The sequence below is a fragment of the Nocardioides agariphilus genome, from assembly GCF_015352445.1.
Taxonomy (GTDB): domain Bacteria; phylum Actinomycetota; class Actinomycetes; order Propionibacteriales; family Nocardioidaceae; genus Nocardioides; species Nocardioides agariphilus.
In genome coordinates, this window is record NZ_JADKPO010000004.1 from 20152 (window position 1) to 39571 (window position 19420).

Consider the following 19420-nt stretch of genomic DNA (forward strand, 5'->3'; position numbering starts at 1 on the left):
CATGTCCGACACCTCGGCCGGCCTCCTCCAGGTCGGTGCGCTGATCGCAGCGCTCGCGTTGTGCTACCGGCCGCTGGGCGCCCACATGGCGCGTGCCTTGTCGAGTGAGCACGACCTACGCGTCGAGCGTCTGGTCTACCGCCTCGTGGGCGTGGACCCACGGGCCGACCAGCGGTGGACGGTGTACGCCGTCTCGGTCCTGGCCTTCTCCCTCGCCAGCGTGGCTGGCCTCTACGTCCTGCAACGGGTGCAGGGAGGCCTGCCGCTGTCGGTCGGCCTTACCGGCGTCGAACCTGCCCTCGCCTTCAACACGGCCGCGTCGTTCGTCACCAACACCAACTGGCAGGCCTACTCCGGCGAGACCACCATGGGGCACCTCACGCAGATGGCCGGGCTCGCCGTACAGAACTTCGCCTCGGCCGCTGTTGGCATCGCCGTTGCCGTGGCCCTGGTCCGCGGGTTCACGCGCTCGTCGACCGACAGGGTCGGCAACCTCTGGGTGGACCTGACCCGCTCCGTCGTCCGCATCCTGCTGCCGCTCTCGGTCGTCGCCGCTGTGGCCCTGATCCTCATGGGGGCGGTGCAGAACTTCTCCTCAGGCACCGACGTCACGACCCTGGTCGGCGGTCACCAGACCATCCCGGGCGGACCAGTGGCCTCGCAGGAGGCGATCAAGGAGATCGGCACCAACGGCGGCGGCTTCTACAACACCAACTCGGCCCATCCGTTCGAGAGCCCCAACCCGTTGTCCAATTTCGTCGAGAACTTCCTGCTCCTGCTCGTCCCCGTCAGCTTCACGCGCACGTTCGGCATCCTGGTCGGCGACCGGCGCCAGGGATACGCGCTCCTCGCGGCGATGGGCGCGATCTGGGCGAGCCTGGTCGTGGCCGTCACGGCGCTCGAGGTGAACCTCAAGGGCTCCGCGCTGCAGGCCGCAGGCGCCGCGATGGAGGGCAAGGAGACCCGCTTCGGCGAGTGGGCCTCCACGCTGTTCGCCGTGTCGACGACAGGTACGTCGGCGGGTGCGGTCGACTCGTTCCACTCGTCGTTCAGCGGGGTCGGGGGCGGGCTGCTCATCCTCAACATGGGTCTGGGTGAGGTGGCTCCCGGCGGGGTCGGCTCCGGCCTGTACGGGATGCTGATCCTGGCGATCCTGGCCGTCTTCGTGGCCGGCCTGATGGTCGGACGCACACCGGAGTACCTCGGCAAGAAGATCACCAGCCGCGAGATGAAGCTGGTGTCGCTCAACGTGCTCACCATGCCGCTGGTGGTCCTGATCGGCACGGCGGTCGCCATGTCGTTCGCGTCCACCAGGGCCTCGATGCTGAGCGGTGGCACGCCGCACGGTCTGTCCGAGGTGCTCTACGCGTTCACCTCGGCCGGCAACAACAACGGATCCGCCTTCGCCGGCCTCTCGGCCAATACGACCTTCTACGACACCGCGCTGGGACTGGCCATGCTCGTCGGCCGCTTCGTGCCCATCGTCTTGGTGCTGGCTCTCGCAGGCAGTCTCGCCCGCCAACAGTCCGTGCCCCGCACCCCCGGCACGCTCGCGACGCACACCCCGCTGTTCGTCGGTCTGCTCATCGGCGTGACCGTGATCGTTGCCGGCCTGACCTTCTTCCCCGTCCTGTCCCTCGGTCCTCTCGCGGAAGGCCTGTGATGGCCACCCCTTCTCCCACCAAGGTCGCCGCGGGCCTGCTCGACCCCCGGATGCTGCTCACCTCGCTACCTGACGCAGTGCGCAAGCTCGACCCGCGGCAGATGTGGCGCAACCCGGTGATGTTCGTGGTCGAGATCGGCGCCCTCCTCTCCACGGTCACGGTGGTGACCGATCCCAGCACCTTCGCCTGGGTCGTGGTCGTCTGGCTCTGGCTGACGGTGGTCTTCGCCAACCTCGCCGAGGCCGTGGCCGAGGGTCGTGGCAAGGCCCAGGCCGCGACGCTGCGCCGGGCCACGACCGAGACCGTCGCCCGCCTCGTCGACGGCAGCGAGGTGCCGGCCCCGCAGCTCAAGGTCGGCGACCGCGTCGTGGTCGTGGCGGGTGAGGTCATCCCCGGTGACGGCGACGTCGTCGAAGGTGTCGCCAGCGTCGACGAGTCGGCCATCACCGGCGAGTCCGCGCCCGTCATCAGGGAGTCCGGTGGCGACCGGTCGTCGGTGACCGGCGGCACCAAGGTGCTCTCCGACCGGATCGTGGTCCAGATCACCGCACGGCCAGGCGAGAGCTTCATCGACCGGATGATCGCGCTCGTCGAGGGAGCCAGCCGCCAGAAGACACCCAACGAGATCGCCCTCAACATCCTCCTGGCGAGTCTGACGATCATCTTCCTCGTGGCCACCGCGACGCTGCAGCCGTTCGCGGTGTACGCCGGCGCCGAGCAGTCCGTGGTCGTGCTGGTCGCCTTGCTGGTCTGCCTGATCCCCACGACGATCGGCGCGCTGCTGTCGGCCATCGGCATCGCCGGCATGGACCGCCTCGTGCAGCACAACGTGCTGGCCATGTCGGGGCGGGCGGTCGAGGCGGCCGGTGACGTCAACACCCTGCTCCTCGACAAGACCGGCACCATCACGCTGGGCAACCGCCAGGCCCACGAGCTGATCCCAGTCGGCGGCGAGGCACCCGAGCAGCTGGCCGACGCCGCCCAGCTGTCCAGCCTGGCCGACAAGACGCCCGAGGGACGCTCGATCGTCGTGCTCACCAAGCGCGGCTACGGCCTGCGCGAACGGAGCGAGGGTGAGCTGGGCCGCATGTCGTTCGTCCCGTTCACCGCCGAGACCCGCATGTCCGGGGTCGACCTGCACGACGCGCCGGGCGACCGGCAGATCCGCAAGGGTGCCGCGTCTGCGGTGATGAAGTGGGTGCGCGACAACGGCGGTCACCCGACCGGCGAGGTCGGGCAGACCGTGGACGCGATCGCAGCCAGCGGCGGCACCCCACTGGTCGTGGCCGAGCGGGTCGACGGCAGCGCTCGCGCCCTGGGCGTCGTGCACCTCAAGGACGTCGTCAAGCTCGGCATGCGCGAGCGCTTCGACGAGATGCGCCGCATGGGCATCCGCACCGTGATGATCACCGGCGACAACCCGCTCACGGCGCGCGCGATCGCGGAGGAGGCGGGCGTCGACGACTTCCTCGCCGAGGCCACCCCAGAGGACAAGATGGCGCTGATCCGCAAGGAGCAGGAGGGCGGCCGGCTGGTCGCGATGACCGGTGACGGCACCAACGACGCCCCGGCGCTCGCCCAGGCGGACGTCGGCGTGGCCATGAACAGCGGCACCTCGTCGGCCAAGGAGGCCGGCAACATGGTCGACCTCGACAGCAACCCCACCAAGCTCATCGAGATCGTGGAGATCGGCAAGCAGCTGCTGATCACCCGCGGCGCCTTGACGACGTTCTCCATCGCCAACGACGTGGCCAAGTACTTCGCGATCATCCCCGCCATGTTCGGCGGGGTGTACGTCGGACTCGACAAGCTCAACGTGATGCGGCTCAGCAGCCCGGAGTCGGCCATCCTCGCCGCCGTCATCTTCAACGCGCTGATCATCTTGGCGTTGGTCCCTCTGGCCCTGCGCGGCGTTCGCTACCGGCCCTCGTCGACCTCGCAGATGCTGCGTCGCAACCTCGCCGTCTACGGGCTCGGCGGCATCCTGGCCCCCTTCGTCGGCATCAAGATCCTCGACCTGCTGGTCTCCCAGATCCCCGGCATCGGCTGAGTCATCGGCTGAGTCATCGGCTGAGTCATCGGCTGAGTCATCGGCTGAGTCATCGGCTGAGTCATCGGCTGAAAGGCAGGAGAAGCACCATGAACGCCACCGCCGCCCAGCTCTGGGCGGGCCTGCGCATGCTGGTCGTGATGACCGTCCTGGTGGGCCTGGCCTATCCCCTGGTCCTGACCGGCTTCGCGCAGTCCGTCGTCCCGGGCCGCGCCGACGGGTCACTGCTCGAGCAGGACGGGACAGTCGTCGGCTCTGCCCTGATCGGCCAGTCCTTCACCGGCGACCCGGCGTACTTCCAGAGCAGGCCGTCCGCCGCCGGCGACGGCTACGACCCGCTGGCCTCCTCGGCCTCCAACCTCGGACCCGAGTCGCCCGACCTGCTCCAGCTCATCGCCGAGCGCCGAGCCGACGCCGCTGAGCTCGACGGCACGTCACCGGCCGCCGTCGCCCCGGACGCCCTGACGGCCAGCGGCTCGGGACTCGACCCGCACATCAGCCCGCAGTACGCCGCGCAGCAGGTCGCCCGGGTGGCTCGCGAGCGCGGCATCGGCGAGGACGTCGTACGGCGGCTGGTCGAGCAGCACACCACCGGTCGCAGCTTCGGCTTCCTCGGCGAGCCGCGGGTGAACGTCCTCGAGCTGAACCTCGCGCTGGACGCGCAAGACTGATCCCATGGCGGGCAGGCGAGGACGGCTCCGGGTGTACCTCGGTGCTGCCCCCGGCGTGGGCAAGACCTTCGCGATGCTCGGCGAGGCGCACCGCCGCGCCGAGCGCGGCACCGACATCGTGGTGGGCTTCGTCGAGACCCACGGCCGGCAGCACACCGCCGAGCTGCTGGAGGGTCTGGAGATCGTCCCGCGCCGGACGGTGAGCTACCGCGGAGCGGAGTTCGAGGAGATGGACCTCGACGCGGTCCTCGCTCGGCGACCCAGCGTGGCGCTGGTCGACGAGATGGCGCACACCAACGTGCCCGGCTCGCGCAACGCCAAGCGCTGGCAGGACATCGAGGAGCTCCTGGTCGCAGGGATCGACGTCATCACGACCGTCAACGTCCAGCACCTCGAGTCGGTCAACGACGTCGTCGAGAAGATCACCGGGGTCCCCCAGCGCGAGACGGTGCCCGACGCCGTGGTCCGCGCGGCGGACCAGATCGAGCTCGAGGACATGACGGCCGAGGCGCTCCGCCGGAGGCTGGCCCACGGCAACGTCTATCCGCCGGAGAAGATCGACGCCGCCCTCTCCAACTACTTCCGGGCCGGAAACCTCACTGCGCTGCGCGAGATCGCCTTGCTGTGGACGGCGGACCGTGTCGACGAGGCCCTCCAGCTCTACCGCGAGCAGCACGACATCACCTCCACCTGGGAGACCCGCGAGCGCGTGGTCGTGGCACTCACCGGAGGCCCGGAGGGCGAGACCCTGATCCGCAGGGCCGCGCGCGTCGCGACCCGGTCCAGCGGCGGCGACCTGCTGGCCGTGCACGTCGCCCGGTCCGACGGGCTGGCCGGCGCCAGCCAGGGAGCCCTGGCACGTCAGCGCCAGCTCGTGGAGTCCCTCGGCGGCACCTACCACCAGGTGCTCGGCGACGATGTGCCCGAAGCGCTGCTCAGCTTTGCCCGCGCGGAGAATGCGACCCAGCTCGTGCTCGGCGACAGTAGACGCCCGCTCCTGGCGCGGGCTCTGTCGAGGGGCACGGCCGGCGAGGTGATCCGTCAGTCGGGCGACATCGACGTGCACGTGGTCAACCACCAGCACGCCGGCCTCATGCCGACGCTCCCCCGCGGACGCGGCAGCCTGTCTCGGCGACGACGACGCCAGGGCTTCGCGCTCGCGGTGGTGCTGCTGCCGCTGCTGACGGCGGTCCTCGTGCCCGCCGGTCCGGAGCTGAACCTGGTCAGCGACATGCTGCTGTTCCTTCTGGCCACCGTGGTCGTCGCGATCGTGGGCGGCCTGGCACCGGCCATGGTCGCCGCTGTGCTGGGGTCGCTGCTGCTCAACTACTTCTTCACACCTCCCCTGCACACGCTGACCATCCGCGACACCAACAACACCCTGGGCCTCCTGGTCTTCATCGTGGTCGGCATCCTGGTCAGCTCCGTGGTCGACATGGCGGCGCGACGCACGCGCGAGGCTTCGAGGGCCGCCGCCGAGGCGCGCACGCTGGCCAACCTGGCGGGCAGCGTGCTGGGCGGCGAGGAGGCCCTGACCTCGATGCTCGAGCGCGTTCGCGAGACCTTCGCCCTGGCGTCGGCGACCGTGCTCCAGAAGGCCGATGGGGAGTGGACCGTGCTTGCCCATGCCGGGCCGGCCTGCGCCGCACCCGGCGAGGCGGAGACCGACGTACCCGCCGGGCGGGACCTCGTGCTGGCGCTCAAGGGCCGCCTGCTCGAGGCCGAGGACCAGCGTCTGGTCGGCGCGTTCGCGGCCCAGGTCGGCGTCGTCGTCGACCGGATCAGGCTCGCCGCGGCGGCGGCCGAGGCCGCTCCTCTCGTGGCGGCCAACCAGATGCGTACGGCGCTGCTCGCCGCCGTCGGACACGACCTGCGCACGCCGTTGGCCGCCGCCAAGGCCGCGGTGTCGAGCCTCCTGGTGGGCAGCGAGGGCATGCTCAGCCCCCAGGACCGGCACGAGCTCCTCATCGCCGCCGACGAGTCCCTCGACCGCCTGGCCAAGCTGGTCGACAACCTGCTCGACATGAGTCGCCTCCAGGCCGGCGCGCTCACCGTCAGCGTGCAGCCCACGTCCGTCGACGAGCTGGTGGCCCGCAGCCTGGACGACCTGGGCGACGACGCGCTGCACGTGAGGGCAGACGTTCCCGAGGACCTGCCTCCGGTCCTGTCGGATCCCGGTCTGCTCGAACGCGTCATCGTCAACCTGCTGGCCAATGCCCTGCGCTACTCCCCCGCGGACGCCCCGCCACACGTCACGGCCAGCCGGCTGGAGAACCGCGTCGAGGTCCGGGTCGTGGATCGCGGTCCAGGCATCCCGACCTCCGAGTGGGAAGCCGTCTTCCGGCCGTTCCAGCGACTGGGCGACACCGACAACACGACGGGGGTGGGCCTCGGCCTGGCACTCGCTCGTGGGCTCACCGAGGCCATGGGCGGCACGTTGGAACCCGAAGAGACGCCCGGCGGTGGCCTCACCATGGTGGTCGCACTGCCGGTCGGCGACGACCAGACGATGGGCGCCCCCGGCCTGCGCGAACGACAGGCCGCCGCTGTCCCTGGAGGCAGGTCATGAGCCGGACCGCGACCAAGGTGCTCCTGGTCGACGACGAGCCACAGCTGGTGCGGACGCTCGGCATCAACCTGCGCGCGCGGGGGTACGACGTCTCCACCGCGGCGACCGGACGCGCCGCCCTCGACGCCGCCGCCGAGCACCCACCGGACATCGTCGTCCTCGACCTCGGCCTACCCGACATCGACGGCGTCGAGGTGGTCGTGGGACTGCGCGCCTGGACCGCCGTACCGATCCTTGTCCTGTCCGGTCGCTCCGACAGCGCCGACAAGGTAGAGGCCCTCGACGCGGGCGCCGACGACTACGTGACCAAGCCCTTCGGCATCGACGAGCTGCTGGCCCGGCTGCGCGCGATGGCGCGCCGCAACCCGTCCCCCGAGGACCAGCCGATCGTCACCATGGGCGAGGTCATCGTGGATCTCGCCGACCATCGGGTCCGCAGAGGTGACCAGGACATCCGCCTCACCCCGACGGAGTGGCACCTGCTGGAGGTGCTCGTGCGCAACCCGGGCAAGCTGCTCAGCCAGCGCCAGCTCTTGCAGGAGGTATGGGGCCCGGGCTACGAGACGGCACAGGGCAACCTGCGCCTCTACATGGCGCAGCTGCGCAAGAAGCTCGAAGCCGACCCCGCTCGGCCTCGACATCTGCTCAACGAGCCCGGCATGGGGTACCGGTACGAGCCGGGCAGGTAGGCAGCGGCGCATCAGGATGCTCATCGCAGCGTGTGATGGGGCGGCGTCTCGCCGGTGTGAGGACCAGGCGAGACGCCGGAGGCGGCCACCGCCCCCCAGCGTGGCCGCGTCAGCGCAAGGCGCCCCGGGCCGAAGCGTAGGCGGCACTGCACCGCAGGAAGCCAGCGATGGGACCAGGCGTCTGACCGGACTAGTGGACTAGCCAGCACAGGCAAATCGCGGCAACTTCGCCACGGACGATGTGTGCGCGCGTCTATGGTCTGTCTCGAGGCTCTATACCCCCCCCCAAGAACCTCACCGCCCCGCCACGACCCCCCAGTGTGGCGGGGCTTTTTCGTGTCCTGGTTCGCTGCTGTTGCCGACATCTGGGGCGTCGCCAGCAATGTCGCCGGCAATGATGGGCGGCGCGCCGAGCTTCGTGTCGGATGCGGGTCGACCTCTTCGTAGTACTGACGTAGGCCGCTCACCAGCAGCGCCGTCACGACCACAGGAGATGACCCACATGCCGCACTCGGAGCCCGTCGCCCGCCTTCTCTTCGAGCTCACCGAGCCGATCTCGCTGGTCAACTTCTTCTCGGACGAACCCAACGAGTCGATGACGGCACTCGGGCTCCGCGACAACTACTGGGACGGCTACTTCGCAGGACGTTCGGCCCCCCTCGGACTGGTGCCGGCCGAGGTCGTCCACGCGGCCTTCTACAACTTCGCCGACGGCGAGGCGGCCCGCCACATCCCGAGGGTCTGGGAGGTGACCACGCCCGAGGCCGCACACGCTGCGCGCCAGGAGGGCTGCGTGCAGGCACTGCGCAGGATCCTGGCCGACTTCATCGGCACACCCGGGCTGGCGCGAGCCGCCGAGCTCCTCGCGAAGGCCTCGACCAGTGCGCCCACCGAAGGGCGGGTGATGTACGCCGCCCTGCGCTCGCTCCCGATGCCCGAGGATCCGATGACTCGGCTCTGGCACGCGGCCAACATGCTGCGCGAACACCGGGGTGACGGCCACATCGTCGCTCTCATCGCCGAGGGCATCGGCGGAACCGAGTCCCACGTGCTCAGTGCGCTCGACATGGACATCTACCCGGCCGAGACCTTCGGCCGGATCCATCACCTCCCCAAGCCGCGCCTGGCAGAGGTCATGGACGGACTGCGCAGCCGTGGACTTCTCGATGAGACCGGTCACCTCACCGAGGCTGGGCGCGCCACCAAGGGCAGGATCGAGTCACTGACCGACACCTTGGCGCAGGCGCCGTACGACGGGCTCGAACGGCACGAGCTCGACGAGCTGATCGCGGTGCTCACGCCCCTCTCCCGAGCTCTCTCGGCCACAGGGTCGCAGTAGCCAACTGCGCGGCGACGGCATCGAGGAGATCGTCCTGCCGGGTGGGGCCGGGGCCGGTCGTCGTGGTCACCGGCAGCCCTGAGTTCCTTGCCGAGGTCACCGGGCTGCTCGGCTAGCGACGCGTGTAGTGCTCGCAGTCGTCGACCACCAGCTCCACGCCAGGGCACACCTGCAAGGTCTGGTCGGCAGGATCCTCGCTGCCATTGAAGTAGAGGCGGAAGATCGCGGGAGTCTGCATGACGCAGGCATCGCTGCCTGCGGCGGACGAGCCGGGATAGACGATGCCGTCGAAGTCGATGTCGCCGGGGAAGTCCCCATGGAATTGCCATCTGATCTCGTCGGCCTTGAAGGCGCACCCCAGGGGCTGCTGGTAGTCGTTGGCGTTCCTCCCGACGTACGACGCCTCCGCACCGGTTGCTGTCACGACGATGACGCGGTTCGTGTCCACGACGCCCCAGGTGCCCACCGGAGTCACCTCCGACGGGTCGACAGCAGCCGGGCCACTGGCGGCGACCGCGATCACCGTCACCGTCGCCACCGTGACAGCACCGGAGCCGGCCGCCACTGCGGCAGCAGTCTTCGTCGACAGGCTCGCGGCGCCGGCGTGGGCCTGCCCAGCACCACCGAACCACGACGAGACCTGGGTGAGGAGTTGCTGCAGGCCGTCGAGGATCTTCTCCAGGCCGAGTGCGCCCGTGACCATCCACTGCCACAGGGTGTTCAGGCGTCGAGGTGCCTCCTGGGCTTCTCCCACAGCACGCGAAGCGTCCTCGCGCCGGGTGGCGAAGTCCGACAGACGCTTGCGCATCTTGGGCAGTGCCCACTCGGTCTCCCCGCGCAGGACGACGCGGCTGCCGAACACCATGTCGTGCAGGCAGCGACGCTCGGTGTTGCGCCGGGGCAGGGCGACGAGCACGCCGAGGCCCAGCATGTCCACGAGGAGGTAGCCGATGCTGGACCGACCCAGAGTCCACGCCAGACCCATCGCCGTCCGCTCGAACGCACGACCGTCGATGCGGCGGACCTCGAGGTTGGCGATCGCCTTCCCGATCGTCTGTCCAGTCAGCCAGACCAGGGCGGTGTGGTAGGCGACGAAGACGCAGAGGATCCGGAACCAGCCTCCCCCGACGACCAGGCCCACGAGCAGGACGACGACCAGGTCGATGCCGAACGCGACGAGTCGACCGCCATGTGGCGCTGCCACCTGCGCGCCTGGGCGTGAGTCTTCGTGGTGCGAGACATCGGCCATCTCGACTCCTCCGTGGGCGAGACGCTACTCGCGCGCGGCCGAAGAGTCATCGGGATTGACAGTGCCCTTTTGCGCTCCCGGCAACAACGCGATGGCAGTCCATGACGGTGGCCTGCTCAGCTCTCGCAGGCCAGCCCGTCGCCGTCACGGTCGAGGTCATAGGGGTCGGAGCCGGAGACGTGGACGAACCCGGTGTACTTCGGGCCGTCGCCGGATCCGCCCACACAGTCGTAGTCGTAGGCGGGCGCGAGGCACGGCGTGTATCCGGGGGTGCAGTTCGACGGCGCCGGTGGGGCAACCGGCCGGACCACGGAGGTGACGACCAGCGTGACGACGGAGTGGGGCTTGGCCCGATGGGCCCCGGTGGGCGACTCTCGCAGAACTACGCCATCACGTCCTGAGGTCACCACTTCCTTGGTCACCTGCACCTCGAAGCCCGCGGCACGCAGGCGCTTGGTCGCGACGGCTTGGGTCATGCCCGCAGTTCCTGGGACCTTCGGATACGGCACGGCGACGACCAGGCCGACGGAGGTTCCCTCACGGAGGGTCGCACCTGCGTTGCGGAGCTGGCGAAGCACGGTGCCCGCGGGTCGCGGGGACGGGACCTCGCGTGCGACGAACGCCACCAGACCGACGGCCGCGAGCGCCTGTTGCGCCTCGTCGCCGCCCAGGCCGACCACTCGCGGGACCTCGGCCTTGCGAGGCTTCGGCGCCTGCGACTCGTCGTCAGCCCGGGGCGTGGAGTCGGTGGTGTCACTGCCCGGCGTGGAGTCGTTGGGGGCGGTCTCCGCCGACGGGTCATCACCGTCGGGCACGAGGAGGGCCAAGACGAGCAGCGCGGCAGCTGTCAGGACCCACCACCGCCTCCACCAGGGCTTGCCCGGGCGCGGGCCAGCAGGGACACCGGCCATCGCAGCAGCCGGCGGCTGGCCCCACCCGACGGGCTTGGGTGCGGGTTGGGTCGACCACCGGGCGCCGTCCCAGTAGCGGATGAAGCTCGGGTTGCGCGGGTCGTCGTACCAGCCGGGAGGCGGCAGCTGCGTCGGGACGGTCATGAAGTTCCCCGTGGTCGAGATGTGTGGCCTGTGCGGACCGTAGGTCGCGGTCGGCGCCGTGTCCGGGGAACGACGAGGAAACCATCGCCCCGCCCGCAGAAATGGCCGATCGGCCAGGTTCAGCGGGACACGGTGCTGCCTGCCAACGCCATCAGCCGCTCCCGTGGGTCGCGGTTCGTCCTGCCTCAGGCCCTGCGCCCGCCGGCCAGCGAGGCCCACTGCCCGGCGTACCACCGCTCGAAGCGTCGCGGCTGCCGGCGCTCGAGCTCGTCGAGGATCGCCGCCCTCAGCCTGAGGTAGGAGAGGACGTGGTGAAGGTTCGCCGAACGGCCGACGAGCCGGGTCGTGGTCTCCCAGATCTCGAGCAGCTCCTCCCAGGTCAGCTCTCGCACGAGGCGCGCGGCCAGGACCGACGTGAACGATGGGTGCCGAGCAAGGGCGAGGGTGCGCGCGCAGGCCCCGGGCACGCGTTCGTACGGCGGGGGTTGGTCCGGAACCGAGCCCGCAGGATGAGCACCCGCCCAGGTGGGCGAAAGGCTCGCTGCGGCGAGTCCAGGCCAGAACAGTGACCAGGCGCCGGCCCATCGTGGTGTCATGCCGGTACCTCCCTCGCGTCCGGCCTCTCCTCACAGCATGGATCGATGCGACATCGCCGCGTCACGGTCGCAAGTCCGGAGTGCACGCGACGTGGGTCCCGTGTCCTCGGGCCCTTGGCCCCTTGGCTCTAGGCTCGGCAGGGTGAGGATCCTGATCATCGGTGGCACCCGGTTCGTCGGCTACGCGATGGCCGAGTCGGCCCTCGGGGCAGGTCACGACGTGACGTTGCTGCACCGCACGGCGACCGACGAGCTGCCTGGCGCCACCCACCTGCTCGCCAACCGCGACGGGGACCTTGCCGTTCTCGCCGACGGTCGATGGGACGCCACCATCGACGTATGTGCCTACGTCCCGGAGCAGGTGGCGACCATCCACGACGCGCTCGGCGACCGTGGCGGGCACCACGTGTTCGTCTCGACCGTCTCGGTGTACGCCGATCAGGACGCCCCGGGCGCCGACGAGGATGCTCCGCTCCTGCCCGAGCCCGCACCCGGCACCAACGAGGTCACCAACCAGACCTACGGCCCGCTGAAGGTGGCGTGCGAGCGCGTCGCCCGCGAAAGGTGGGCCGACACCGGACTGACGATCGTCCGCCCGACGTACGTCGTGGGGCCGCGCGACCTGACCACTCGCTACCCGTGGTGGGTGCTGCGGGCGGCCCGCGGCGGACGGATGATCCTGCCCGGCCCCGCAGATGCGCCGATGCAGTGCATCGACGCCCGCGACATGGGTGCGTGGACTGTCCGGCTGGCAGAGGACCGCATCGCCGGTGTGTTCACCGCCGCTCGGCCGGCGACCACGTTCGGGAGGTTCGTGGCTGACACCGTCGACGTCGTGGGTCGCGACGTGGAGCTCGTCTCGGTGGACGGTGCCTTCCTGACCGAGCAGGGCATCGACGGCGCCGACCTGCCGCTCTGGTCCGAAGGCGTGCCCGACCAGCTGCTCGCGATGAGCACGGCACGAGCCGAGGCCTCGGGGCTCACGCACCGGGCCTTCGAGGAGACCGTCCGCGACACCCTGGCCTGGGCACTGGCTCATCCCGACCAGGCCGTGCGGGACGGGGTCGGGCTGGCAGCTGAGCGCGAGCAGGAACTGCTGGCGCTAGCTGGCCAGACGGCCTGACTCGCGGCTGTCCACAGGCTTGCAAGAGGCGGTTGATCCGAGGGTCGCCAACTGAGAGGTTTCCGGTCGTCGAGCTCAGCGGCTCGTCGGCTGACACTCTCGGGAAAGGCCCCATCTTGTTCAAGCGATCCCTCGTGGCCGTCACGGCCCTCCTGGCCGTCCTGGCCGTCCTTACCTGCTCTCCGGCATTCGCCGCAGAGCAACGTGGCGCGACGCCAGACGCTGCGAAGCCCGCGACCACGGCCCCAGGCCCGGAGGTCGTGCGAGTCTCCAGCGTTCCGTCGTGGGTCCAGGTGGCCAACGCCAACGCGGACTGGAAATGGCTCAAGGGTGGTTGGGAGATCAAGTTCACCAAGCGCGAGACGCTGGCCATCTCGATCAACGCGGGACTGTGCAGCGCCGTCCTGAGTCTCTTCTCCCACCCGGTCTTCAGAGTGCTGGCGGCAGCGTGCGGAATCCTCACGTGGTACTCCTCGACCCTCGTGGCCAAGGGTCGCTGTCTCAATGCGTTCGTGCCACTGGGCCTCACCGGACGCTTCTCTCTCGGCTCCCGAGCCTGTTGAGGGGGACGACCGTGTCGCTGCCTGCCTTCGTGGTCGCCGGACTCCTCCTCGGCTTCGTCAACGACTACACGTTCGTGAGGTTCGGTCCGAAGGCCGCCGTCTTCGTGATCGCCTCGGTGTTCGTCGTGGTCTACGCCTGTCTCTTCATCGGCGAGATCGACCAGGTCTGCTTGGTACTCCTCGTGGTGGCCTTCATCTCGACGCAGTACGTCGCCAGACCGCTGCTCAAGAGATGTCTCGGTCGCTCGTGACGACTCGGTGATAATGACGCCGTGCCCGGGCCTGCCAGACCTTCCCTGACCGCAGGCCATACGGCCCGCGCGTCGGTCGAGGTGTGGGCACTGACAGTCGTGGCACACACGATCGCTGGTGGCGCACTCCCTGACATCCCGTGGCTGGTCGGCCTCGCCGGCCTGGTGGCCGGGGCGACAGCGGTCGTACTCCGCAACCAGGCCCGGCCGTGGCTGCTGGCGCCGGTGCTCGTCGCGAGCCAGCTCGGGCTGCACGCGCTCTTCGCCTCGCTCGCGTCTTCGGGGCACGCGAGCCATCACACCCACCAGGCCATCGACCTGTCGCCCCGGATGCTCGCAGCCCACGGAGTCTGCGCGGTGCTGACCGCAGTTGTCTGGTGGGTACGCCGCTGGGTGGTCGAGGTCGTGCTGCAGCTGGCCGCGTCGGTCCACGTCGCTCCTCGACCCAGCGCGCCCCCGGCACCTTCGGCCGGGTGGGCCGCGAGCACGAAGGTCTGGCTGGTGGGCGACCCCGGTCGGGCGCCGCCGCTGGCGGTGTGAGGCGACGTCGTCCCTCCTCCACCAGCGACCCGACCATCCGAACCTCAAGGACCCCGCATGTCTCGACGTACCCTGGCGCGCCTGGGCGCCGTACCTCTCGCGCTCGGCGCCACCCTGGCCCTCGCCGCACCTGCCAGCGCACATGTCACGATCTCGGCCTCGTCCACGACGGCAGGGGCGTTCACGGTCCTCACCTTGAGCGTGCCCCACGGCTGCGAGGGCTCGCCGACCACCCGGCTCACCGTGCAGATCCCCGAGGCGATCACTGCGGTGACGCCGACGCGCAATGCCCTGTGGGACGTCGACAAGGAGGTCGAGAAGCTCGACCCGCCTGTGACCGATGCCCACGGAAACGAGATCACCGAACGCGTCGCGACCGTGACCTACACCGCCAAGGCGCCGCTTCCGGACGGCTACCGCGACGCCTTCGAGCTGTCGTTGCAGCTGCCCGACGAGGAGGGCAGCACGCTGGTCTTCCCCACCATCCAGACCTGCGAGGAAGGCGAGGCGGCATGGATCGAGGTTCCTGCCGACGGGCAGAGCGAGGACGACCTCGGGCTGCCCGCGCCGTCGGTGACGATCACCGGGGCCGAGGTCGACCACCACGGTTCGGAGGAGGCCGAGGACGACTCGGGTGAAGGCCACGACCTCGGCGCGTGGGGGTTGGGCGCCGGCGTGCTGGGCGTGCTGCTGGGTGGCTTCGCCCTCGTCCAGGCGCGCCGACGTCCGTGAGACTGGTCCGTCGTTGGTGCGGGCTCGTCGCCATCGCGACGATCCTGGTCCTCGCGACCGCAGTGCCGGCGTCGGCGCACGCCGAGCTGATCGACACCGATCCCGACGAAGGGGCCGTGCTGGCGCAGGCGCCGGACGTCGTGAGGCTCAGCTTCAACGAGCCCGTGCGCGGCGTGCCCGACGGCGTCGCCGTCTTCGACGCCGAGGGTGAGCCGATCGCGTCCTCCTCCCGCACCCGCGACAAGGAGCTGCTCGTCAGCCTCGACGAAGCAGTGGGCAACGGGAGCATCGTGGTCGCCTGGCGGGTGGTGTCGGCCGACGGGCACCCGATCTCTGGCACGCTGACGTTCGCGATCGGAGCGCCGAGTCCCACGGTGCAGGCGCCCGATGTCGATGGCGGCGACGACGTACCTCTCGCACTGAGCCTCACCAGGTGGCCGGCGTACGCCGGGTTGCTGATGGCCGTGGGCCTCGTCTGGTTCGTCGCGATGCTGGCGCCCGCTGGGCTCGACAAGCTCGACCGGGCGCAGCGGCGACTTCGAGGCGCCGCGCAGGCAGCCGCAGTCGCGGCAGCCGTTGCCTGGCTGGTCGGGCTGCCGTTGACGGCGCGCTACCTACGCGGCGGCGGCAGCCTGACCGAGGCCGCCACGTGGAGAGCGTTGCCCGCCGGAGAAGTCGCGTTGCCGCTCGTGACCGCTGCGGCGGTCCTCGCGGCGGCCTGGCTGCTCCCGACCCAGCGACGCCAGGTGCGCCCGCGTCAGCTACCCGCTGTCGTCGGCCTGCTCGCCCTGTCTCCTCTGCCGTTCTCGGGCCACACCCGCGCCGAGAGCGATGCCGCCTTGGTGATGGCCGTCGACGGCATGCACCTGGTGGCGGGCTCGGTGTGGCTCGGGGGCCTCGTCGGACTCGCCATCGTCCTGCCGGGCCTGGCCGGTCGACGAGAGCTCGCAGCGGCGCTCGTGAGTCGCTTCTCGACGACCGCCGCAACGGTGCTCGCCGCCCTGGTGCTGTCAGGAGCCTTCCTGGCCTGGCGCATCGTCGGCTCGTGGTCCGGGCTGGTCCACAGCGGCTACGGGCAGCTGCTGCTGGTCAAGGTCGCCGTCGCCGCCACCGCGGCCGCGCTGGCGGGCTACAACCGCTTCCGGTTGCTCCCCCTCCTGGAGGGCGCGAGAGGGTTCCACGACCGGCTGGGCGCGGGCCGCAGCGTGACGCGTACGGCGAGCGCCGAGGCGGTCGCGCTCGTCGGCGTACTCCTCGTCACCGGGTTCTTGGTCCAGAAGAGCCCGCCCCGCGAGAGTCTGGCAGCGTCCGCGGCTGCGCAGACCGCCCGGTCCGAGCTCGGCGACCTCGAGGTGTTCGTCACCCTCTCCCCCGGCGTCACCGGGATGAACACCGTGACGATTCGGCTGCGTGATGCCACCGGCGACGCGGCCCCCGCGACCGAGCCGCCGCGAGTGCGGATCACCAGCGCGAACCTGGGCGGCGACGTACCTCTCGCACCCACCGGGTCCGGAACCTTCGAAGGTCGGGTCGTCGTGCCGAGCAAGGGGCTGTGGCAGGTGCAGGTCTCACTGCGGTTGGGCGAGTTCGAGAACCCGGTCGCCAGCCTCGACTTCCAGGTCGGCTAGCCGCGGACCGCCCACGCACCAACGGGTCGTGTGCCTGAGGCAGCGCTACAGCGCCGCGTCAGGCACACGACCCGAAGGAGGCCGGTCAGGAAGCGGCCCGCCAGACGAAGGTCTCCTCTTCGTCGAAGCGGTCGCCGGGGACCAGGTTGTCGGCGTAGGACGTGTAGACCAGCGACTGGCCGTCGGCGCTGATGGCGGCAGCGGTCGAGGCGCTGACGTTGTTGGCACCGACCCCGCCGGCGTTCTGCGAGGCACGGACCACGGTGCCGGCGACCATGTCCGCGACGAACGCGTCGGTCTGGCCCTCGTCGTCACCCACGACCAGGTCGGAGGCCTCGGAGCCGAAGCCGACGTACCGGCCGCTGCGCGAGAGGCTCGGCAGGAAGGAGTGGCCGTTGCCCTGCCCGTGGACCGCGACGATCTCGCCGGTGGTCAGGTCCTTGCGGTAGATGTCGACGAACGCGCCCGTCTCACCCGGGAGCGAGGCGGCGCACGACGAGAACGCGACGTACCGGCCGTTGCCGGAGATCACCGGGCGCCCGGAGCTGCCGGTCGGGAAGGACTGGCAGGGCGCCGAGGCCGGCTCGGAGTGGAACAGGGTGGTCCTGCCCGCAGCCATGTCGCGCACCCACAGCTTGGTGTTGCGGCCGAACACGACCTTCGTGCCGTCGTCGCTGATGTCACCGTTGAGCATGGAGCCGGGGATGTCCTTGTTGGTGCCGGGCGCCAAGGAAGCCTGCTTGGTGGTGCCGTTGAGCAGGTCGCGCACGTAGACGTCCTCCTTGGCGTCCTGGTCCTTGGCCGAGAAGCTGCCGAAGGTCTGGAAGGACACGAAACGGCCGTTGCCGGAGATGACCGGCGAGAAGCTGTTGCGGCCCGTCTGCTGCTCGTTGGACTTGACCGACACCCGGCGGATGGCGCCGGTCCGGAGGTCCTTGACGAGGACGTCGAGCGTGGAGCCGTTGGTGTCCTTGGCCAGGTTGGTTGCCCACGTGGTGAATGCCACCCGACGGCCGTTGGAGGAGATCGTCGGCTCGAAGCTGTAGTCGTTGCCGGCCTTCCCGCCCCGCTGGCTGACCAGCAACGTGGTGCCGTTGACGGTGTCGCGACGGTAGACGTCGTCGACGCCGTTCTTGTCGGCCGGCACGAGGGCGGCGTCGGTCGAGAACACGACGTACCTTCCGTCGGCGCTCGCCACTGCCGCGGTGCCGTTGATGTGGCTCTTGTTGGACAGCTGCTTGTCGCTGCCGTTGACCAGCGCGACCTGCTCGTTGTGGGCTGGCGCGAGGGCGGCGTACGCCGACTGCAGCGGGAGAGCTGCAACGGCGAGACCGGCGATGACGGCGTAGGACCGTCGGTGCGAGGCGAAGTTCTCCCGAAGGCGGGTCATGGCGGTTCTCCTTGGTAAGTGTCGGCGTGACGGGCGGAAAGAGGGTGACCATCGCTGGTCACACCGTCAAGACGCAGAGGCCGGGCCCGAGGTTGGAATCCGTGTCGCCCTCTTTTCACCCGCACCCGATCGGCGCGATCGAGACGGCCGACCCGACGGTCGCCGTTGCGTCGGGGGCCCTTCACTGGTTGAGTGGTTCATAAGTTTTCACTTATGAAAGGACAGGCATGTTCGACCCCATCGAGTCCGCGAGCCTGGTGACCCGCGAGGTCCGCACCAGCGAGCGCGACGGCCGGCAGGTCCGGACCGCGGTGGCCCGGCGCACCTACCCGACCGACCGCGACGACCTGTGGGACTGCCTGACCAACCCCGAGCGGATCCCCCGATGGTTCCTTCCCATCGAGGGCGACCTGGTCGAGGGCGGCAGCTACCAGCTGCAGGGCAACGCGGGCGGCACCATCGAGCGCTGCGCAGCGCCGGAGGCGTTCTCGGTGACCTGGGAGTTCGGCGGCATGGTCTCCTGGCTGACCGTCTCGCTGACTCCCGGCGACGGCGGCACGACCCTCGAGCTCGTGCACACCGCGGCGGTCGATCCGCAGATGTGGGAGCAGTTCGGACCCGGGGCCGTCGGGCTCGGTTGGGACCTGGGACTGGTCGGGATCGGCATGCATCTGGACTCCGGCGAGGACGTCGATCCCGAGGTGAAGGCTGGTTGGAACCTCTCGCAGGACGGCCGGGCCTACCTCGAGGTCGCCGCCGCTGGATGGGCCGATGCCGCCGTGGCCGACGGCGACTCCCGCGACGCGGCCGACAGCGCCGCGAGCGCCGTCTTCGACGCCTACACGACCGTGCCCCCGGCTCCGGACGACGAGCTGCCGGGTTGAGCGGCATCTTCGAGGCGCTCGGCGACCCGACGCGGCGGCGCGTCCTCGAGCTTCTCTCCGAGGGTGAGTCGACGGTCGGTGCGCTGGTGGCGGCCCTGCGAGCCGACGTACGCATCTCGCAGCCGGCGGTCTCCCAGCACCTCAAGGTGCTGCGCGATGCGGGGCTGGTCACGGTGCGCGCGGAAGGCACCCGGCGGCTCTACGGGATCGCCAGCCCCGGGCTCGCCGCCGCTCAGGCGTGGCTGGCCGCTGTCGCCGACCCGCTGGTCGAGTTCGCCCAGCCCCTGGACGCCCTGGCGACGGAGGTGGCGCGTGGGCGGCGTACGAGCAGACGTGAGGCGAGTCGGTCACCAGCGCGGGCACAACGCATGACGTCGTGACGCCGGTTCAGGGTCGACTCCGGGGTCATCCCCCTTCGGTACGCCGG

18 protein-coding genes are annotated in these 19420 nt (G+C 70.3%); 14 read left to right on the top strand and 4 right to left on the bottom strand.

The annotated features are described in order from the left end of the window. Nucleotide 1: 1 nt before the first annotated feature. From kdpA to ISU10_RS04135, 6 genes are all read left to right on the top strand, one after another. Complete coding sequence (gene kdpA, locus ISU10_RS04110; protein ID WP_194695104.1) at nt 2-1663, top strand: potassium-transporting ATPase subunit KdpA; 1662 nt, start codon at nt 2-4, stop codon at nt 1661-1663. Beyond that, entirely contained in the window at nt 1663-3714 is a 2052-nt protein-coding gene (kdpB, locus tag ISU10_RS04115; RefSeq protein ID WP_194695105.1) for a potassium-transporting ATPase subunit KdpB, read from the top strand. The genes kdpA and kdpB overlap by 1 nt, the downstream gene beginning before the upstream one ends. A gap of 89 nt (nt 3715-3803) precedes the next feature. Next, entirely contained in the window at nt 3804-4385 is a 582-nt protein-coding gene (gene kdpC / locus ISU10_RS04120) for a potassium-transporting ATPase subunit KdpC (RefSeq protein WP_194695106.1), read from the top strand. A gap of 31 nt (nt 4386-4416) precedes the next feature. After that, nucleotides 4417-6954, top strand: a complete 2538-nt coding sequence (locus ISU10_RS04125) for a DUF4118 domain-containing protein (protein WP_370864757.1) — start codon at nt 4417-4419, stop codon at nt 6952-6954. After that, the gene (locus ISU10_RS04130) at nt 6951-7643 is read left to right on the top strand and encodes a response regulator (RefSeq protein ID WP_194695108.1); all 693 of its coding nucleotides are present in this window, start codon (nt 6951-6953) and stop codon (nt 7641-7643) included. Before ISU10_RS04125 ends, ISU10_RS04130 begins: the two co-directional genes overlap by 4 nt. A gap of 502 nt (nt 7644-8145) precedes the next feature. Further along, nucleotides 8146-8982 carry an SCO6745 family protein gene (locus ISU10_RS04135; protein WP_194695109.1) on the top strand — a complete coding sequence of 279 codons (837 nt, stop codon included), beginning with the start codon at nt 8146-8148 and terminating at the stop codon, nt 8980-8982. A 112-nt stretch (nt 8983-9094) separates the two neighbouring features. On the opposite strand, the gene ISU10_RS04140 is transcribed toward ISU10_RS04135, so the two are convergent. The 3 genes from ISU10_RS04140 to ISU10_RS04150 all read right to left on the bottom strand — a co-directional run bounded on the left by ISU10_RS04140 (nt 9095) and on the right by ISU10_RS04150 (nt 11882). Continuing rightward, nucleotides 9095-10231, bottom strand: a complete 1137-nt coding sequence (locus tag ISU10_RS04140; protein ID WP_194695110.1) for an RDD family protein — start codon at nt 10229-10231, stop codon at nt 9095-9097. Nucleotides 10232-10347: 116 nt separating this feature from the next. Beyond that, nucleotides 10348-11286 (bottom strand): PASTA domain-containing protein, encoded by a 939-nt coding sequence (locus ISU10_RS04145; protein ID WP_194695111.1) that lies wholly within the window; start codon nt 11284-11286, stop codon nt 10348-10350. Between the two features lie 185 nt (nt 11287-11471). Further along, entirely contained in the window at nt 11472-11882 is a 411-nt protein-coding gene (locus tag ISU10_RS04150; protein WP_194695112.1) for a hypothetical protein, read from the bottom strand. A 142-nt stretch (nt 11883-12024) separates the two neighbouring features. On the opposite strand from ISU10_RS04150, the gene ISU10_RS04155 reads away from it, so the two are divergent. The 6 genes from ISU10_RS04155 (at nt 12025) to ISU10_RS04180 (ending at nt 16719) form a co-directional block, all read left to right on the top strand. Continuing rightward, on the top strand, nt 12025-13005 hold the full coding sequence (locus tag ISU10_RS04155; RefSeq protein ID WP_194695113.1) for an NAD-dependent epimerase/dehydratase family protein: 981 nt from the start codon (nt 12025-12027) through the stop codon (nt 13003-13005). 116 nt (nt 13006-13121) lie between these two features. Continuing rightward, nucleotides 13122-13568, top strand: a complete 447-nt coding sequence (locus ISU10_RS04160; protein ID WP_194695114.1) for a hypothetical protein — start codon at nt 13122-13124, stop codon at nt 13566-13568. Between the two features lie 11 nt (nt 13569-13579). Beyond that, complete coding sequence (locus ISU10_RS04165; RefSeq protein WP_194695115.1) at nt 13580-13819, top strand: hypothetical protein; 240 nt, start codon at nt 13580-13582, stop codon at nt 13817-13819. A 21-nt stretch (nt 13820-13840) separates the two neighbouring features. Further along, the gene (locus ISU10_RS04170) at nt 13841-14359 is read left to right on the top strand and encodes a hypothetical protein (protein WP_194695116.1); all 519 of its coding nucleotides are present in this window, start codon (nt 13841-13843) and stop codon (nt 14357-14359) included. A 57-nt stretch (nt 14360-14416) separates the two neighbouring features. After that, nucleotides 14417-15091 (top strand): YcnI family copper-binding membrane protein, encoded by a 675-nt coding sequence (locus ISU10_RS04175; RefSeq protein ID WP_194695117.1) that lies wholly within the window; start codon nt 14417-14419, stop codon nt 15089-15091. Further along, the gene (locus ISU10_RS04180) at nt 15088-16719 is read left to right on the top strand and encodes a copper resistance CopC/CopD family protein (protein ID WP_194695118.1); all 1632 of its coding nucleotides are present in this window, start codon (nt 15088-15090) and stop codon (nt 16717-16719) included. The genes ISU10_RS04175 and ISU10_RS04180 overlap by 4 nt, the downstream gene beginning before the upstream one ends. A gap of 85 nt (nt 16720-16804) precedes the next feature. Here ISU10_RS04180 and ISU10_RS04185 read toward each other — a convergent pair whose 3' ends face one another. Further along, on the bottom strand, nt 16805-18109 hold the full coding sequence (locus ISU10_RS04185; protein WP_194695119.1) for a TolB-like translocation protein: 1305 nt from the start codon (nt 18107-18109) through the stop codon (nt 16805-16807). Nucleotides 18110-18336: 227 nt separating this feature from the next. On the opposite strand from ISU10_RS04185, the gene ISU10_RS04190 reads away from it, so the two are divergent. After that, nucleotides 18337-18993, top strand: coding sequence for an SRPBCC family protein (locus ISU10_RS04190; RefSeq protein WP_194695120.1), 657 nt, complete (start codon nt 18337-18339; stop codon nt 18991-18993). Further along, nucleotides 18990-19373: an ArsR/SmtB family transcription factor gene (locus ISU10_RS04195; protein ID WP_194695260.1), complete on the top strand. Its 384-nt coding sequence runs from the start codon at nt 18990-18992 to the stop codon at nt 19371-19373. The genes ISU10_RS04190 and ISU10_RS04195 overlap by 4 nt, the downstream gene beginning before the upstream one ends. Nucleotides 19374-19420 lie beyond the last annotated feature (47 nt).

What these genes read in the sequence shown, in the direction of transcription:
- kdpA (WP_194695104.1), top strand. Translation starts at nt 2, where the DNA reads ATGTCCGACACCTCGGCCGGCCTCCTCCAGGTCGGTGCGCTGATCGCA.
- kdpB (WP_194695105.1), top strand. Translation starts at nt 1,663, where the DNA reads ATGGCCACCCCTTCTCCCACCAAGGTCGCCGCGGGCCTGCTCGACCCC.
- kdpC (WP_194695106.1), top strand. Translation starts at nt 3,804, where the DNA reads ATGAACGCCACCGCCGCCCAGCTCTGGGCGGGCCTGCGCATGCTGGTC.
- ISU10_RS04130 (WP_194695108.1), top strand. Translation starts at nt 6,951, where the DNA reads ATGAGCCGGACCGCGACCAAGGTGCTCCTGGTCGACGACGAGCCACAG.
- ISU10_RS04135 (WP_194695109.1), top strand. Translation starts at nt 8,146, where the DNA reads ATGCCGCACTCGGAGCCCGTCGCCCGCCTTCTCTTCGAGCTCACCGAG.
- ISU10_RS04140 (WP_194695110.1), bottom strand. Translation starts at nt 10,231, where the DNA reads ATGGCCGATGTCTCGCACCACGAAGACTCACGCCCAGGCGCGCAGGTG.
- ISU10_RS04145 (WP_194695111.1), bottom strand. Translation starts at nt 11,286, where the DNA reads ATGACCGTCCCGACGCAGCTGCCGCCTCCCGGCTGGTACGACGACCCG.
- ISU10_RS04150 (WP_194695112.1), bottom strand. Translation starts at nt 11,882, where the DNA reads ATGACACCACGATGGGCCGGCGCCTGGTCACTGTTCTGGCCTGGACTC.
- ISU10_RS04175 (WP_194695117.1), top strand. Translation starts at nt 14,417, where the DNA reads ATGTCTCGACGTACCCTGGCGCGCCTGGGCGCCGTACCTCTCGCGCTC.
- ISU10_RS04185 (WP_194695119.1), bottom strand. Translation starts at nt 18,109, where the DNA reads ATGACCCGCCTTCGGGAGAACTTCGCCTCGCACCGACGGTCCTACGCC.
- ISU10_RS04190 (WP_194695120.1), top strand. Translation starts at nt 18,337, where the DNA reads ATGTTCGACCCCATCGAGTCCGCGAGCCTGGTGACCCGCGAGGTCCGC.